At 72.6% G+C, this 13,476-nt stretch carries 12 protein-coding genes; 9 read left to right on the top strand and 3 right to left on the bottom strand.

What is annotated here, in order from left to right:
• Positions 1-51 precede the first annotated feature (51 nt).
• The 6 genes from E6P78_RS26940 to E6P78_RS26915 all read left to right on the top strand — a co-directional run bounded on the left by E6P78_RS26940 (position 52) and on the right by E6P78_RS26915 (position 6,007).
• Entirely contained in the window at positions 52-1,392 is a 1,341-nt protein-coding gene (locus E6P78_RS26940; RefSeq protein WP_346765624.1) for an MFS transporter, read from the top strand.
• A gap of 79 nt (positions 1,393-1,471) precedes the next feature.
• The gene (locus E6P78_RS26935; protein WP_136206256.1) at positions 1,472-1,957 is read left to right on the top strand and encodes a peroxiredoxin; all 486 of its coding nucleotides are present in this window, start codon (positions 1,472-1,474) and stop codon (positions 1,955-1,957) included.
• Between the two features lie 108 nt (positions 1,958-2,065).
• Positions 2,066-2,572 (top strand): hypothetical protein, encoded by a 507-nt coding sequence (locus tag E6P78_RS26930; RefSeq protein ID WP_136206255.1) that lies wholly within the window; start codon positions 2,066-2,068, stop codon positions 2,570-2,572.
• Between the two features lie 73 nt (positions 2,573-2,645).
• Entirely contained in the window at positions 2,646-4,088 is a 1,443-nt protein-coding gene (locus E6P78_RS26925; protein WP_206307925.1) for a flotillin family protein, read from the top strand.
• A 192-nt stretch (positions 4,089-4,280) separates the two neighbouring features.
• Positions 4,281-4,751: a TrkA C-terminal domain-containing protein gene (locus tag E6P78_RS26920; RefSeq protein WP_136206254.1), complete on the top strand. Its 471-nt coding sequence runs from the start codon at positions 4,281-4,283 to the stop codon at positions 4,749-4,751.
• A gap of 2 nt (positions 4,752-4,753) precedes the next feature.
• Complete coding sequence (locus E6P78_RS26915; protein ID WP_136206253.1) at positions 4,754-6,007, top strand: cation:proton antiporter; 1,254 nt, start codon at positions 4,754-4,756, stop codon at positions 6,005-6,007.
• A 194-nt stretch (positions 6,008-6,201) separates the two neighbouring features.
• Here the strand turns inward: E6P78_RS26915 and E6P78_RS26910 are convergent, their stop codons facing one another.
• A complete protein-coding gene (locus tag E6P78_RS26910) occupies positions 6,202-6,753 on the bottom strand; it encodes a MarR family transcriptional regulator (protein WP_136206252.1) in 552 nt (183 codons plus the stop codon).
• 131 nt (positions 6,754-6,884) lie between these two features.
• Here E6P78_RS26910 and E6P78_RS26905 point away from each other — a divergent pair, with 131 nt between their 5' ends.
• Entirely contained in the window at positions 6,885-7,415 is a 531-nt protein-coding gene (locus E6P78_RS26905; RefSeq protein WP_136206251.1) for a nitroreductase family deazaflavin-dependent oxidoreductase, read from the top strand.
• 10 nt (positions 7,416-7,425) lie between these two features.
• On the opposite strand, the gene E6P78_RS26900 is transcribed toward E6P78_RS26905, so the two are convergent.
• On the bottom strand, positions 7,426-8,883 hold the full coding sequence (locus tag E6P78_RS26900) for an MFS transporter (RefSeq protein WP_136206250.1): 1,458 nt from the start codon (positions 8,881-8,883) through the stop codon (positions 7,426-7,428).
• Positions 8,884-8,996: 113 nt separating this feature from the next.
• Entirely contained in the window at positions 8,997-10,082 is a 1,086-nt protein-coding gene (locus E6P78_RS26895) for a helix-turn-helix domain-containing protein (RefSeq protein ID WP_136206249.1), read from the bottom strand.
• Between the two features lie 306 nt (positions 10,083-10,388).
• Here E6P78_RS26895 and E6P78_RS26890 point away from each other — a divergent pair, with 306 nt between their 5' ends.
• Together E6P78_RS26890 and E6P78_RS26885 are read left to right on the top strand one after the other, a co-directional pair.
• On the top strand, positions 10,389-11,051 hold the full coding sequence (locus E6P78_RS26890; protein ID WP_136206248.1) for a hypothetical protein: 663 nt from the start codon (positions 10,389-10,391) through the stop codon (positions 11,049-11,051).
• Between the two features lie 115 nt (positions 11,052-11,166).
• Positions 11,167-13,281: a flotillin family protein gene (locus tag E6P78_RS26885; protein ID WP_136206247.1), complete on the top strand. Its 2,115-nt coding sequence runs from the start codon at positions 11,167-11,169 to the stop codon at positions 13,279-13,281.
• Positions 13,282-13,476 lie beyond the last annotated feature (195 nt).

The raw sequence follows: 13,476 nt of genomic DNA, 5'->3' as shown, positions 1-13,476 counted from the left end.
TGCCGGGCGCGGCCGGAATCCTCGAAGGGACCTCAGCAAGGAGCCGCCCTCATGACCGGTCCAGCCGCCCGGCCGACCCCGCCCGCCGACACCCCGTCCGCTGACACCCCATCCACCGAGACGCCGTCCGCCGGGAGCCCGGCCACCGACACCCCATCCACCGAGACGCCGTCCGCCGGGAGCCCGGCCACCGAGAGCCCGGCCACCGAGACGCCGTCCGCCGGGAGCCCGTCCGCCTCCCCGCCCGCCGCAGGCCCCTCCGCCTGGCGCCGGATGCGGATGTGGGGTGCCGCGCACGCCGTGGACGACCTCTACCAGGGCCTGGTGCCCGCCTGTGTCCCGTACTTCGTGCTGGACCGGGGCTACAGCTATGTCGCCGCCTCCGGGCTCACCCTCGCGGCGGCCCTCGGCAGTTCGGTGCCGCAGCCGTTCATCGGCCTCGCGGTGGACCGCTACCGGCTGCCCCGGCTGGCCCCCGCCGGGCTCGCCGTCGCCGGTATCGGACTCGGCCTGTCCGGTCTGGTCCAGCCGTACGCCGCCGTGTGGCTGCTGATCCTGCTGTCCGGGCTCGGCGTCGCGATGTTCCACCCGGCGGCGGGCAAGGCGGCCCGGGAGGCCGCCGGGGACAGCGCGTCCGCGATGAGCGTCTTCGCGGCGGGCGGCAGCGTCGGCTTCTTCCTGGCCCCGGTGCTCGCGACCCCGGCGCTGGTCGCGATGGGGGTGGGCGCGACGGCCCTCTTCATTCCGCCCGCGGTCCTGATGGCGTTCGTCCTGCTCAGGCACCGACCGGCGGCGGGCCACACCCGCAAGGCCGCACGGGCGGGGCGGGACCGGTGGCGGCCGTTCCTCTTCCTCACCGGCATCGAGGTGGTGCGCTCGGTGGCGTTCTTCGGCGCCATCACCTTCATCGAGCTGTTCTGGATTCGCCATCTGCACTCCGGCCGGGGCATCGCGGGCGTGGCGCTCGCCTGCTTCCTCGTCGGCGGGGTGGCCGGCACCCTGCTCGGCGGCCGGATCGCCGACCGCGTCGGCATGGTCCGTACGGTCCAGCTGGGCGGCCTCGCCGCCGTACCGGCCCTGATCGCCCTGCGGCTGACCCCCGGCACCCTGCTGCCGCTGCTCTTCGCGGTCCTGGCGGGCCTCGCGCTGAACATCCCGTTCGCCGTCCTGGTCAAGCTCGGCCAGGACTACCTGCCGGGGCGCCCCGGCACGGCGGCCGGTGTCACGCTCGGCCTCGCCGTCAGCATCGGCGGCCTGATCGCCCCGGCGCTCGGCGCGGCGGCCGAGGCGTACGGGCCGCAGGGCGTGTTCACCATCCTGTGCGCCGTCCCCGTACTCGCCCTGGTGCTCGGACTGTTCCTGACGGAGCCGGAACCGTCACCGGGTGGCTGACCGTCCCCCCTGTCGGAGGCATGCTGTACGGACACGGGCGCCGGTACCGCCGGGGCGCCGGAAACCGAAGGGCCACGCCATGGGATCGTCACCGAGACCCGGTTCGCGCGTACCGGAGTTCACCCTCGCGGGAGGCGTGCTCGACGGAGACGCCTTCGAGCGGCGCGACTACACACTCGCCGACGCGCGCGGCCGGGCCCTGGTGCTCGCCTTCTACCCGGGCGACAACACGGCCGTGTGCACCAAGCAGCTGTGCTCGTACTCCTCGGGCCTGGAGACCTTCGACGCGCTGGACGCCGAGGTATGGGGGATCAGTCCACAGGGTGTGGACAGCCACGAGTCGTTCGCCCGCGCCCATGGGCTGCGCATGCCGCTGCTGGCGGACCCGGGCCGGGAGACCGCCCGGGCCTTCGGCGTCGCGGCGCCCGGGATCGGGGTGCGGCGTGCCGTCTTCCTGATCGACGCGGACGGGGTGCTGCGGTGGAAGCACGTGGCACTGCTGGGGGCGACGTTCCAGTCGACGGACACCCTGGCCGACCACTTGTCCGGCATCAAGGCCAGGTAGAAGATTGCCGGGTTCCGGCAGTGTGCACCGGGGGGCGCGTATGGGACCATCCAGCCAGTTCGACAGAAATGTTCGGGGGATGCCGGAGCCGGGAGGGGTGACGATCACATGAACTTGTTTCTCGGTCTCGGCATCGCGGGGGTCGTGCTGCTCGCACTGTCCCTCGTCTTCGACGGGATTCTCGAAGGTCTCTTCGGGGGCCTGCTGGAGGGTCTGGGCGGGCTGGTCTCCCTTCCGGTGATCGCCGGATTCCTCTCGATGCTCGGCTTCGGCGGCGCCATCGTGCTCGGCACGACCGGCGCCGGCACGCTCGCCGCCACCGTGGCGGGCGTCCTGGCCGGGCTGGTCGCCGCCGCGCTGACCTGGAAGCTCAGCCGCGCCCTGATGCGGGACCAGACCGACGCGACCCCGCGCAACGAGGATCTCGTCGGCACCTCCGGCTCGGTGGTCACGGCCATTCCGGCCGACGGGTACGGCGAGGTCCTGCTGCGGCTCGGGGGACAGCTCGTGAAGCTGTCGGCGAAGAGCCGGGTGCCGGTCGCGCGCGGCGCCGAGGTCTGGGTCGAGGCGGCCCTCTCCAGCACCGCGGTCTCGGTCCGTCCGGTCGAACGCTGACCCGGTACGCCTGCCGCTCCATCACCGCACGCCACACAACTGCCCCCACCTGGAGGCAGAGGGGGAACACCCTATGAGTCCAGTAATGATCGCCATCGTCGGAGTCGTCGTACTCCTGGTCCTGCTCGCCCTCGCCGTCATCACCCGCTACAAGGTGGCCGGCCCCAGCCAGGCGTTCATCATCACCGGCCGCCGCGGCAAGAAGTCCGTCGACCCGGTGACCGGCCGGGCCAGCATCGACAACAGCGGCCAGAAGGTCGTCGTCGGCGGCGGTGTCTTCGTCGTCCCGTTCGTCCAGCAGAAGTTCACCCTGGACCTGTCCAGCCGGCACATCCCGGTCGCGGTGCGCGGCGCCGTCACCCTGCGCGGCGTCAAGTCGAACCTCGAAGGCGTCGCGATCGTCAAGGTCGGCGGCAGCGAGGACGCCATCCGGGCCGCCGCCCAGCGCTTCCTGCGCCAGCAGGACGGCATCGTCGGCTTCACCCAGGAAGTGCTCTCCGGTGCGCTGCGCGCCATCGTCGGCCGGATGTCGGTCGAGGACATCATCCGCGACCGCGCCGCGTTCGCCGGCCAGGTGGCGGAGGAGGCCGAGGCGAGTCTGTCCGGTCAGGGCCTGATCCTGGACGCCTTCCAGATCCAGGACATCACCACCGAGGGCTCGTACCTGGAGGACCTCGGCCGCCCCGAGGCCGCGCGCGCCAAGCAGGAGGCGGACATCGCGGAGGCGATCGCCCGCCGCGCCTCGGAGCAGGCCCGGCTGAAGGCCGCCGAGGAGATCGCCATCGCCGAGCGGACCTTCTACCTGAAGCAGGCCGAGATCAAGGCCGAGACGGAAGCGGCCGCCGCCAAGGCCAACGCCGCCGGTCCGCTCGCCGAGGCCGCCCGTCAGCAGGAGGTCCTCAGCGAGCAGGAGAAGGTCGCCGAGCGCCAGGCCGCGCTGACCGACCGCGAGCTCGACACCAAGGTCCGCAAGCCCGCCGACGCCGCCCGGTACCAGGCCGAGCAGGAGGCCGAGGCCCGGCGTATCGCCCAGGTCAAGGAGGCCGAGGCGGACGCCGAGCGCTCCCGGCTGACCGGTGAGGGTGAGAAGCTGCACCGTTCCGCGCTCGCCGAGGCCGTGCGCATCGAGGGTGAGGCGGAGGCCGACGCCATCGCCGCCCGCGGTTCGGCCGAGGCCGAGGCCATGCAGAAGAAGGCCGACGCCTTCGCGCAGTACGGCGACGCGGCCGTCCTGCAGATGCTCGTCGAGGTGCTGCCGCAGGTCGTCGCCAAGGCGGCCGAGCCGATGAGCGCGATCGACAAGATGACGGTCATCTCGACGGACGGGGCGAGCCAGCTCTCCCGCACGGTCACGGACAACGTCGCCCAGGGCATGGAACTGCTCAGCTCCACCACCGGGGTCGACCTCGCCGCCCTGCTGAAGAACCTCAAGGGAGCGGGCCCGAAGCCGGTGGCGGCCGAGGCCGCCGCCGAGACCACCGCGGAACCGAACGGAAAGATCGAGATCAGCGACTGATCTCCAGCGAGACCCCGCGTGCCCGGCCGGTTGCGCAACCGGCCGGGCACGCTTGTGTCCGGGGCCGGAACAGCCCGGGAGGGGTGGCCGAAAGTCTTCGCTCCCGGTCGGCCGACGGCTCCGGATAAGGTAATGCAAGTCTAAAGAAATCACCAAGTGTGTCGCGCGCACCGCGCCCCTCGGGAGGAAGCCATGGGAACCCACCGCACCACGCTGCCCGGAGTCGGCGTCCAGTACGACTACACGACCGAGTCGGGACAGCACATCTCCGTGGTCGTCCACCACGACGGGCGCCGGTTCATCGGCTTCTACGACCAGGACGACCCTGATTCGTGCCGGCTCTCCGTCCCCCTGACACCACAGGAGGCCACCGGGCTCGCGCACCTCATCGACTCGGCGCCGATCGACGCCGTACGGACCGAGGGCATCGATCTGGTCACCGAGCACATCCCGCTCGGCAGCCGCTCGCCCTACGGCGGCCGGCTGCTCGGCGACACCAAGGCCCGGACCCGGACCGGCGCCTCGATCGTGGCGGTGCTGCGTACCCACAGCGCGCATCCGTCACCCGGGCCGGACTTCCGGCTGGCCATCGGCGACACGCTCGTCGTCGTCGGAACACGCGAGGGCGTCGACACGCTCTCCGAGATCATCGCGGAGGGCTGACAGTGCACGACATGACCGCACTACTGGTGGAGCTGGGCTCCGTCATCCTGGGGCTCGGCATCATCGGACGGTTCGCCGGCCGGATAGGACTCTCGCCGATCCCCCTGTACCTGCTGGCCGGGCTGGCCTTCGGCAAGGGCGGGCTGCTGCCGCTCGGGGCCAGTGAGGAGTTCACCGCCGTCGGCGCCGAGATCGGCGTCATCCTGCTGCTGCTCCTGCTCGGGCTCGAATACAGCGCGTCCGAACTCGTCACCAGCCTCAAGACGCAGTACCCGTCCGGCGCCGTGGACTTCGTGCTCAACGCGACCCCCGGCGCCGTCGCGGCCCTGCTGCTCGGCTGGGGCCCGGTCGGGGCCGTCGCCCTGGCCGGCGTCACCTGGATCTCCTCGTCCGGCGTGATCGCCAAAGTCCTCGCGGACCTGGGACGCCTCGGCAACCGCGAAACCCCCGTCATCCTCGGGGTGCTGGTCATCGAGGACCTGTCGATGGCCGTCTACCTGCCGCTGCTCACCGCGATGCTCGCGGGCGTCGGCCTCGCCGGCGGCAGCATCGCGCTGCTGATCGCGCTCGGCACGGTCGGTCTGGTGCTCTACCTCGCGCTGCGGCACGGCCGGCTGATCAGCCGCGCGGTGTCCTCCGACAATCCGGAGATGCTGCTGCTCGTCGTGCTCGGGCTGACCGTCCTGGTCGCCGGGGTGGCCCAGCAGCTCCAGGTGTCGGCCGCCGTCGGTGCCTTCCTCGTCGGCATCGCGCTCTCGGGTGAGGTCGCGGAGGGCGCGCGCAAGCTGCTGTCCCCGCTGCGGGACCTGTTCGCCGCCGTCTTCTTCGTGTTCTTCGGGCTCTCCACGATTCCCTCGGACATCCCGCCGGTGCTGCTTCCGGCCGCGCTGCTGGCCGTCGTCACCGTCTTCACCAAGATCGGCACCGGCTGGTACGCGGCCCGGCGCGCCGGCATCGGTGAGCGTGGCCGCTGGCGGGCGGGCGGCACGCTCGTGGCGCGCGGCGAGTTCTCCATCGTCATCGCCGGGCTGGCCGTGGCGACCGAGCCCCGGATCGGGCCCCTCGCCACCGCGTACGTCATGATCCTGGTCATCGTCGGCCCGCTCACCGCGCGCTGGACGCAGCCGGTCGTCGCACGCGTCCAGAAGTGGCGCGGCAAGGAGGAGCAACCGGCCGCCGGAAGCGGTGCCGCGGTTCTCGCGACGCGGGTGCCGTCCGCGTCCGAGCACGAGGAAGTCTCGGCCTCCTCGGAGTGACGGCTTCCCCTTCCCCGGCGGGCCGGCGGCCTCGGTGTGACGGGATTCCCTGCGTGTCGGCTTCCCCGGCGTGACGGCTTCCCCGGAGCGACAGCTTCCCCGGCGTGACGGCTTCCCCGAGTGACGGCCTTCCCCGAGTGGCGGCCTCTTCTGAGGGAACGTTTCTGCGGAGTGACCGGCCGCCGTGCTCCGGCTCAGGTGCCGTGCGGGGCCGGGAGGTCGGGGGCCCAGCCCAGTGGGTAGATGTCGGTGCCCTCGGCGGGGGCCGCCGCCTCGCCGCCCGCCTCCGTGAACGCCCGCAGCGCGTCGATCAGCGCGGCGCGCTGCCCGGGGGCGAGGCGCTGGACGATCGAGGCGACCTCCCGGCGGCGGCCGGCCGTGACCTCCTCGACGAGCCGGTGCCCGTCGGGGGTCAGCCGCAGCACCGTCTCGCGGCGGTTGGCCTGGTTGACCTGGCGCTCCGCGAGGCCCGCCGCGATCAGCCGGTCCAGCATGCGCATCGCGGTCGACGGGTTGACGCCGAGCCGCTCGGCGAGCGAGACAAGCTTGGCGTCCCCGTGTGTGGAGAGCACCACGAGCAGCCGGAACTGGGGCAGCGTCACCCGGTCCTCGACCGCCGCGAGGGACCGGGCCGAGACGGCCACCAGCAGTCTCGACGCGGTCAGCACCGCGCGGGTCACCGCGTCGACGTCGTCCCGGTCCGGGGCGGTCGGTGGGTCATCGGGTGCCTGTCCGTGCGCGGCCATGCCCCTTTTTACCGCGCGCGGGCTGCTTACTCGAACCCGCGGCAGGTCGATGCCGAAACGGTGCCCAACCGGTATCGGACCGACGGCCCGCAACGGTGGCACCGACCTTTGGATCGTGCAACGTTTGCATAGTGACGCACGAACCCGCGGCTTCGCCCGCTCCCCGGCGCCCGGCCCCGCCGACCGGCTGGCGGCGCACCGCCTTCCGGCTTCCCGTCCACATGTTCCGCATGGGGCTCGGGCCGCTCTTCGGGGGACGGCTGCTGCTGCTCGTCCACACCGGCCGCGTCTCGGGCCTCTCCCACCGGACCGCCGTCGAGGTCGTCGAGGCCGCCCCGCACGAGGGCCGGCCGAGCTGGACCGTCGCCTCCGGCTTCGGCCCCGGCGCCGACTGGTACCGCAACCTGGAACGGACCCCGCACGCCACCGTGCAGGCCGGGCGCCGGTTCCACGCGGTGACCGCGCAGTTCCTGACCGCCGAGGAGGGCGGCGAGCTGATGACGCGGTACGCGCCCCGCCACCCCGGGGCCGCCCGCAGGCTCTGCGCGTACCTGGGGTTCACGGTGGACGGCAGCGCGGAGGACTACCGGCGGGTGGGCGAGTCCATCCCGTTCGTCCGGCTGGCCGAAGGCCCCGCGCCCACTTCCCGGCCCGGCCGCTGACGGCCGCCACTCATGCCCGCGCCGGTTCGGGCTCCTCCGTGAGGTGCGGGCGGGGCACCCCGCGCCGGTAGAGGATCAACGTGACGAGCAGGCCGAGGGCGAAGAAGCCCGCCGACCACCAGTACGCGGTGGCGTAGCTCTCCAGCTGCGCCTGGGCGACGACCGGCCGGGTCGGCCTGCGGCCCACCAGGTAGTTGGTGGCCGCGCTGGTGGCGAGGGTGTTCAGCAGCGCCGTACCGATGGAACCGCCGACCTGCTGGCTGGTGTTGACCATCGCCGAGGCCACCCCGGCGTCCCGCGCCCCCACGCCCGCCGTGGCCAGGTTCATCGCGGTGGCGAAGACCATGCCGAGGCCGAGGCCCAGGCAGAGCGTCGGCGGCAGCACGTGCGCGGCGTAGCTGCTGGTCAGGTCCAGGGCGGTCAGCCACACCATGGACGCCGCCGCGATGCCCATGCCGAGCGGCACCACCGGTTTGGCGCCGAGCCGCGGCACGAGCACGTTCGTCGTCGTCACGGACGACACGATCATGACGGCGACCATCGGCAGGAAGGCCAGACCCGTGGAGACCGGCGAGTAGAACAGGCTCTTCTGCAGGTAGTACGTGAGGAACAGGAAGACGCCGAACATGCCGCCGCCGGAGATGAACATCGCGAGGTACGACGCCGCCCGGTTGCGGTCCAGCACCACCCGCATCGGCAGCAGCGGGTGCGGCGCCCTGGTCTGCCACCACGCGAAGGCCGCCAGGAGCAGCCCGCCCGCCGCCAGGAACCCCCAGGTCAGCGGCGAACCCCAGGCGTGCGACTCGGCGTTGGAGAAGCCGTACACGATGCAGAAGAGTCCGGACGAGACGAGCACGGTCCCCGGGATGTCGAGCCTCGGCCGGTCGGTCGGCGCACCGGCGGTCAGCAGCCGCCAGCCCCCGGTGAACGCCACGAACGCGAAGATCAGGTTGACGTAGAGGCACCAGCGCCAGTCCAGGTACTCGGTGAGCACCCCGCCGAGCAGCAGCCCCACCGCGCCGCCAGCCCCGGCGATGGCGCCGTAGATCCCGAAGGCCTTGGCCCGCTCCTTCGGCACGGTGAACGTGGTGGTCAGCAGGGAGAGCGCCGCCGGGGCCAGCAGCGCGCCGAACAGCCCCTGCAACGCCCGGGCCAGCACCAGGACCTCGAAGCTGGGGGCGGCACCGCCGATCGCGGAGGCGACCGCGAAGCCGACCAGACCGGTCAGGAACACCACCCGCCGGCCCACCAGGTCCGCGACACGGCCGCCGAGCAGCAGCAGCGAGCCGAAGGCGAGGGCGTACGCCGTCACGATCCACTGCCGGTTGCCGTCGCTGAAGCCGAGGTCCTGCTGGGCGGAGGGAAGGGCGATGTTCACGATCGTCGCGTCGAGCACCACCATCAGCTGGGCCAGACCGATCACCCCGAGCACCCACCACCGGTGGGACGGACCTGCTTCACGGGCCATGGGGCGGATCTCCCTCGCTGCGCACATCGCCTCGGCCCCCGGCTGATCACGCTAGGCGGAGGCCACCTTCCCCGCATGTGGAGAGCGGGCGGGGACGGCCGGGCGGAACCCGCTCAGACCTCCTTGGCCGGCCAGTCGAGCAGCCGGGCCCCGATCACCGCGGTCTGGAGGGTGTAGCGGTGCATGGGGTCGGTCGGGTCGGAGCCGGTCAGCTGGTGGATGCGTTCGAGCCGGTAGGTGAGGGCGCGCACGCTCAGCGACAGCCGGCGGGCCGTCTCGGCGGCGACACAGCCCGCGTCGAAGTACACCGAGAGCGTCCTGAGCAGCGGCTCGGCGCCTCCCCTGGCCTTCTGGAGCGGGCCCAGCTCACTGCGTACGAGATCGGCCATCGCCTGCCGGTCCCGGGTCAGCACCGGGTAGACCAGCAGGTCGCCGGCGTACAGCACGGGGTCGTCCAGATCCATCCGGTCCGCCAGGTCCAGGGCGTCCAGCGCCTCGTCGTACGACTGGACCACCCCGCCGGGGCCCCGGTGGGCGCGGCCGACCGCCACCCGGCCGCCGTCCGTCGCCGCGTGCGCCTGCTTCGCGAAGTACCGCAGGACGTCGGGCTGGCTGCCGGGCGCGATGCAGACCATCCGCCCGTCCTTCGTCGTGAGCAGGATCTTGCGCCCGCCGAACCGGGCCAGCAGCGCCGCCTCCACCTGCCGCGGCACGGCGTCCGTCTCGGTGTACGCCTCCGGGCCCGCCGCCACCGCGACGGCGTGGGCGCGCGAGAGCCGCAGCCCGAACCGCGTGGCCCGCTCGGCGAGCCGGCCCAGGTTGCTGCGCCCGTACAGGAGGTCGTCGATGAACTCCCGCCGGGCGGCCTCCTCCCGGCGCACGGTGAGGCGCTGCGCCCGCTCGAAGCCGTCGGCGAAGGCATCGACCGCCTGCTCGACCGCGGCCAGCACGCTGTCGGTGGACGCGGCTACGGAGGCCGGGGTGGCGCCGTGGGCGGCGTCCGGCCAGGCGGCCCGGGTCTCGGCGAGGTGCATGCGGACCAGGGCGCGGAGCTGGTGCCCGGCCTCGGCGGCCTGCCGGCCGAGATCCCGGCGGGCGTCCAGCTCCTCGCGGGTGGGCCGTCGCCCCGAAGCGGCCGCCTCACCCAGTATCTGGGCGTAACCCTCCAGAAAGCCGTCGGGAATCTCAGGTTCCGCCACGCATCCGCCTCCGTTCTGCTGTGCCATCGACATCTGCCCAACGCACGGGAAGCGGTGCCGGTGCCCGGCACCGGAGAACGGAAAACATTGCCGTGATCCGGCAATGCGACCGGGCGTCCCGGGATGACACGATCCTGTCAGCACCAACCGGGGGACCACGGGGGAAACACGGGGGTGCACGGGGGACGGGGGAAGGACCCGGTCGCCGCGGCGGCGCCCATGGCGGCGCTGCGGCACCGGGGTCACCGCCCGCCCCGCGCAAGCGCCGGCAGTGCTGCCGGCGGGACGGCAGGGGGTGGGAAACCGATGCGGGAATTCCTGGACGCGACACTGTCCTTCCCGGCCGTACTCTTCGCCGCGGCGCTGGTCGTCGTCATCGCCTTCTGGTTGCTCGTCCTGGTCGGCGCGGCCGACCACCACTCCTTCGACGCGGACGTCGACACCGATCTCGCGGGCGTCGGCGGCGTACCGGTCACCGTCTCGGTGTCCCTGATGGTCGCCGTCGGCTGGTTCACCGCCCTGACCGGCTCCGTCCTCATCCACCGCTCGGGAGCCACCGGCACCGTCCGGGCCGTGCTCGCCTTCGGGGTGCTCGCCGGGGCGCTGCTGCTCGCCTGGGGTGCGGTGCGGCTCCTCGTCCACCACTTCCGCCGCTTCTTCCCGGACCAGCCCCCGCCATCGCGCCAGGACTTCCTGGGCCGGGTCTGCACGGTCCGCACCGGCTCGGTCGGTCCCGACTTCGGCCAGGCCGAGGTCGCCGCGGCCGACGGGTCGACCGCCATCGTCCAGGTGCGGCAGCTGCCGCCCGCCGACGCGGAGCTCACCGCCGGAAGCGCGGGCCTGCTGTACGCGTACGACGAGGCCGGGGAGTTCTTCTGGGTCTCGTCCTACGACAAGGCGCTCGACCCGGGTCCACCCCCCGCCGAGCTGCCCCGTCACGGCCGTACGGCTCCCGGCCCCACCGCCTGAGCCGTCCTTCTCACCGGCGCGATGTGCCCGCCCGGCGTACCCGGGCCGTGCGCCACCGCGCCACCACACCCCCGAAACCGCTCATTTTCCGTACCACCAGCCGCCAAGGACTGTCATGGACGCCATCTCCTTGGGCCTCGGCCTCCTCATCGCCGTGGTCCTGCTCATCGCCGTAGCCGTGCTTCTGATCGTCACCCGGCTCTTCCGCAAGGTGGAGCAGGGCAAGGCACTGATCATCTCCAAGACCAAGAAGGTCGACGTGACCTTCACCGGGGCCGTCGTCCTGCCGGTGCTGCACAAGGCCGAGTCCATGGACATCTCGGTGAAGACCATCGAGATCCGCCGCACCGGGCGCGAGGGCCTGATCTGCCAGGACAACATCCGCGCCGACATCCACATCACGTTCTTCGTCCGGGTCAACAAGACCGTCGAGGACGTCATCAAGGTCGCCCAGGCGATCGGCACCGAGCGGGCCAGCGACAAGGCCGCCATCCAGGAGTTCTTCGCGGCGAAGTTCTCCGAGGCGCTGAAGACCGTCGGCAAGCAGCTCGACTTCGTCGACCTCTACACCAAGCGCGAGGAGTTCCGGGACCGGATCATCCGGGTCATCGGCACCGACCTCAACGGCTACCACCTGGACGACGCGGCGATCGACTTCCTGGAGCAGACGCCGATGGCGCAGCTCGACGGCGCCAACATCCTGGACGCGCAGGGCATCCGCAAGATCACCGAGCTGACCGCGATCGAGCACGTGCGGACCAACGAGTTCCAGCGCACCGAGCAGAAGGAGATCACCCGGCAGGACGTCGACGCCCGGGAGACCATCCTGGAGCTGGAGCGCCGGCAGGCCGAGGCCGAGATCAAGCAGCGCCGCGAGGTCGAGACGCTGCGGGCCCGCGAGGAGTCCGTGACCGCCCGGGTCCAGGAGGAGGAGCGCCTGGGCGCCCAGGCCGCGTTCATCAGGACCGAGGAGCAGCTCGGCATCCAGCGGGAGAACCAGGCGCGTGAGATCGCCGTCGCGCAGAAGAACCGCGAGCGGGTCATCGCCGTGGAGAACGAGCGCATCGAGAAGGACCGGATGCTGGAGGTCATCGGGCGCGAGCGCGAGACCGAGCTGAACCGGATCGCCGCGACGAAGGAGGTCGAGGCCGAGCGCCGCGATGTCGCCGACGTCATCCGCGAGCGCATCGCGGTGGACCGTACGGTCGCCGAGCAGGAGGAGTCCATCAAGACGCTGCGGTCGGTCGAGGAGTCCGAGCGCACCCGCAAGTCGGTCATCATCGCCGCCGAGGCGGAGGCGCAGGAGCAGCTGGTCAAGGACATCAAGGCCGCGGAGGCGGCCGAGGCCGCCGCCACCCACCGCGCCGCCGAGCAGCTGACGCTCGCCGAGGCCCGGCTCAAGACCGCGGACCTGGACGCCCAGGCGAAGCTGCGGCTCGCCGAGGGTGTGCAGGCGGAGTCGGCGGCGGCCGGCCTGGCGGACGTGCAGGTGCGGGACGCGGCGGCGGAGGTCATCGAGAAGACCGGTCTCGCCGAGGCCGAGGCGACGTCCGCACGGCTCAGGGCCGAGGCGGAGGGTGCGCGCCTCAAGGCCCTCGCGGAGGCGGAGGGCACGCAGGCCCAGGCCGTGGCCGACGCGGCGATGATCGGCGAGAAGCTGAAGGCGGAGGCGGCGGGCCTCACGGAGAAGGCGGCCGCGATGGCGGCGCTGGACGACGCCTCGCGCGGCCACGAGGAGTACCGGCTGCGGCTGGCCGCCGAGAAGGAGATCCGGCTCGCCGGACTCGACGTGCAGCGGCAGGTGGCCGAGGCGCAGGCGACGGTGCTGGCCACCGGACTGGAGAACGCCGACATCGACATCGTCGGCGGCGAGTCGGTCTTCTTCGACCGCCTCGTCTCGTCCATCTCGATGGGCAAGAGCCTGGACGGTTTCGTCGGCAGCTCCGACACGGCGAAGGCGCTGGCCGGTCCGTGGCTGAGCGGCGAGTCCTCGTTCACCCAGGACCTGACTCGGGTGCTGTCGTCGGTGTCCACGGGTGACGTGCAGAACCTGACGGTGTCGGCGCTCCTGATGCGGCTGATGGCCGCGCCGGGGGCCGCCGGGGTGGGCGCGGACCAGGTCCGCCAGCTGCTGGAGCACGCGCGCTCGCTGGGGCTCGCGGATGTCCCGGTGGCCGAGGTCGCGAACGGGGTCGCGGGCGCGCCCCACAACGGCACGCCGGTCGCGTAACCGACACCGCGAGCCGACCGCCCGCTCCAGCCCCGTCCGTCCTCGATCGCCGGACGGGCTGGAGTGGGCCCCACCCGCCCTCGGTCAACGGCCACCCCGAGCCCGCCCGGCAGCCACCCGAGCCCGTCCGGCGGTCGAGGACGCCCGGACGGCAAGCTGAAACCCGCCCGCCCCCTCAAGCCCGTCCGGCGATCG

The organism is Streptomyces sp. A0958, from assembly GCF_004795035.1.
In the GTDB taxonomy this organism is placed as follows: domain Bacteria; phylum Actinomycetota; class Actinomycetes; order Streptomycetales; family Streptomycetaceae; genus Streptomyces.
This window is presented reverse-complemented; position numbering and strand designations above follow the sequence as displayed.

What these genes read in the sequence shown, in the direction of transcription:
- E6P78_RS26940 (WP_346765624.1), top strand. Translation starts at nt 52, where the DNA reads ATGACCGGTCCAGCCGCCCGGCCGACCCCGCCCGCCGACACCCCGTCC.
- E6P78_RS26935 (WP_136206256.1), top strand. Translation starts at nt 1,472, where the DNA reads ATGGGATCGTCACCGAGACCCGGTTCGCGCGTACCGGAGTTCACCCTC.
- E6P78_RS26930 (WP_136206255.1), top strand. Translation starts at nt 2,066, where the DNA reads ATGAACTTGTTTCTCGGTCTCGGCATCGCGGGGGTCGTGCTGCTCGCA.
- E6P78_RS26925 (WP_206307925.1), top strand. Translation starts at nt 2,646, where the DNA reads ATGAGTCCAGTAATGATCGCCATCGTCGGAGTCGTCGTACTCCTGGTC.
- E6P78_RS26920 (WP_136206254.1), top strand. Translation starts at nt 4,281, where the DNA reads ATGGGAACCCACCGCACCACGCTGCCCGGAGTCGGCGTCCAGTACGAC.
- E6P78_RS26910 (WP_136206252.1), bottom strand. Translation starts at nt 6,753, where the DNA reads ATGGCCGCGCACGGACAGGCACCCGATGACCCACCGACCGCCCCGGAC.
- E6P78_RS26900 (WP_136206250.1), bottom strand. Translation starts at nt 8,883, where the DNA reads ATGGCCCGTGAAGCAGGTCCGTCCCACCGGTGGTGGGTGCTCGGGGTG.
- E6P78_RS26890 (WP_136206248.1), top strand. Translation starts at nt 10,389, where the DNA reads ATGCGGGAATTCCTGGACGCGACACTGTCCTTCCCGGCCGTACTCTTC.
- E6P78_RS26885 (WP_136206247.1), top strand. Translation starts at nt 11,167, where the DNA reads ATGGACGCCATCTCCTTGGGCCTCGGCCTCCTCATCGCCGTGGTCCTG.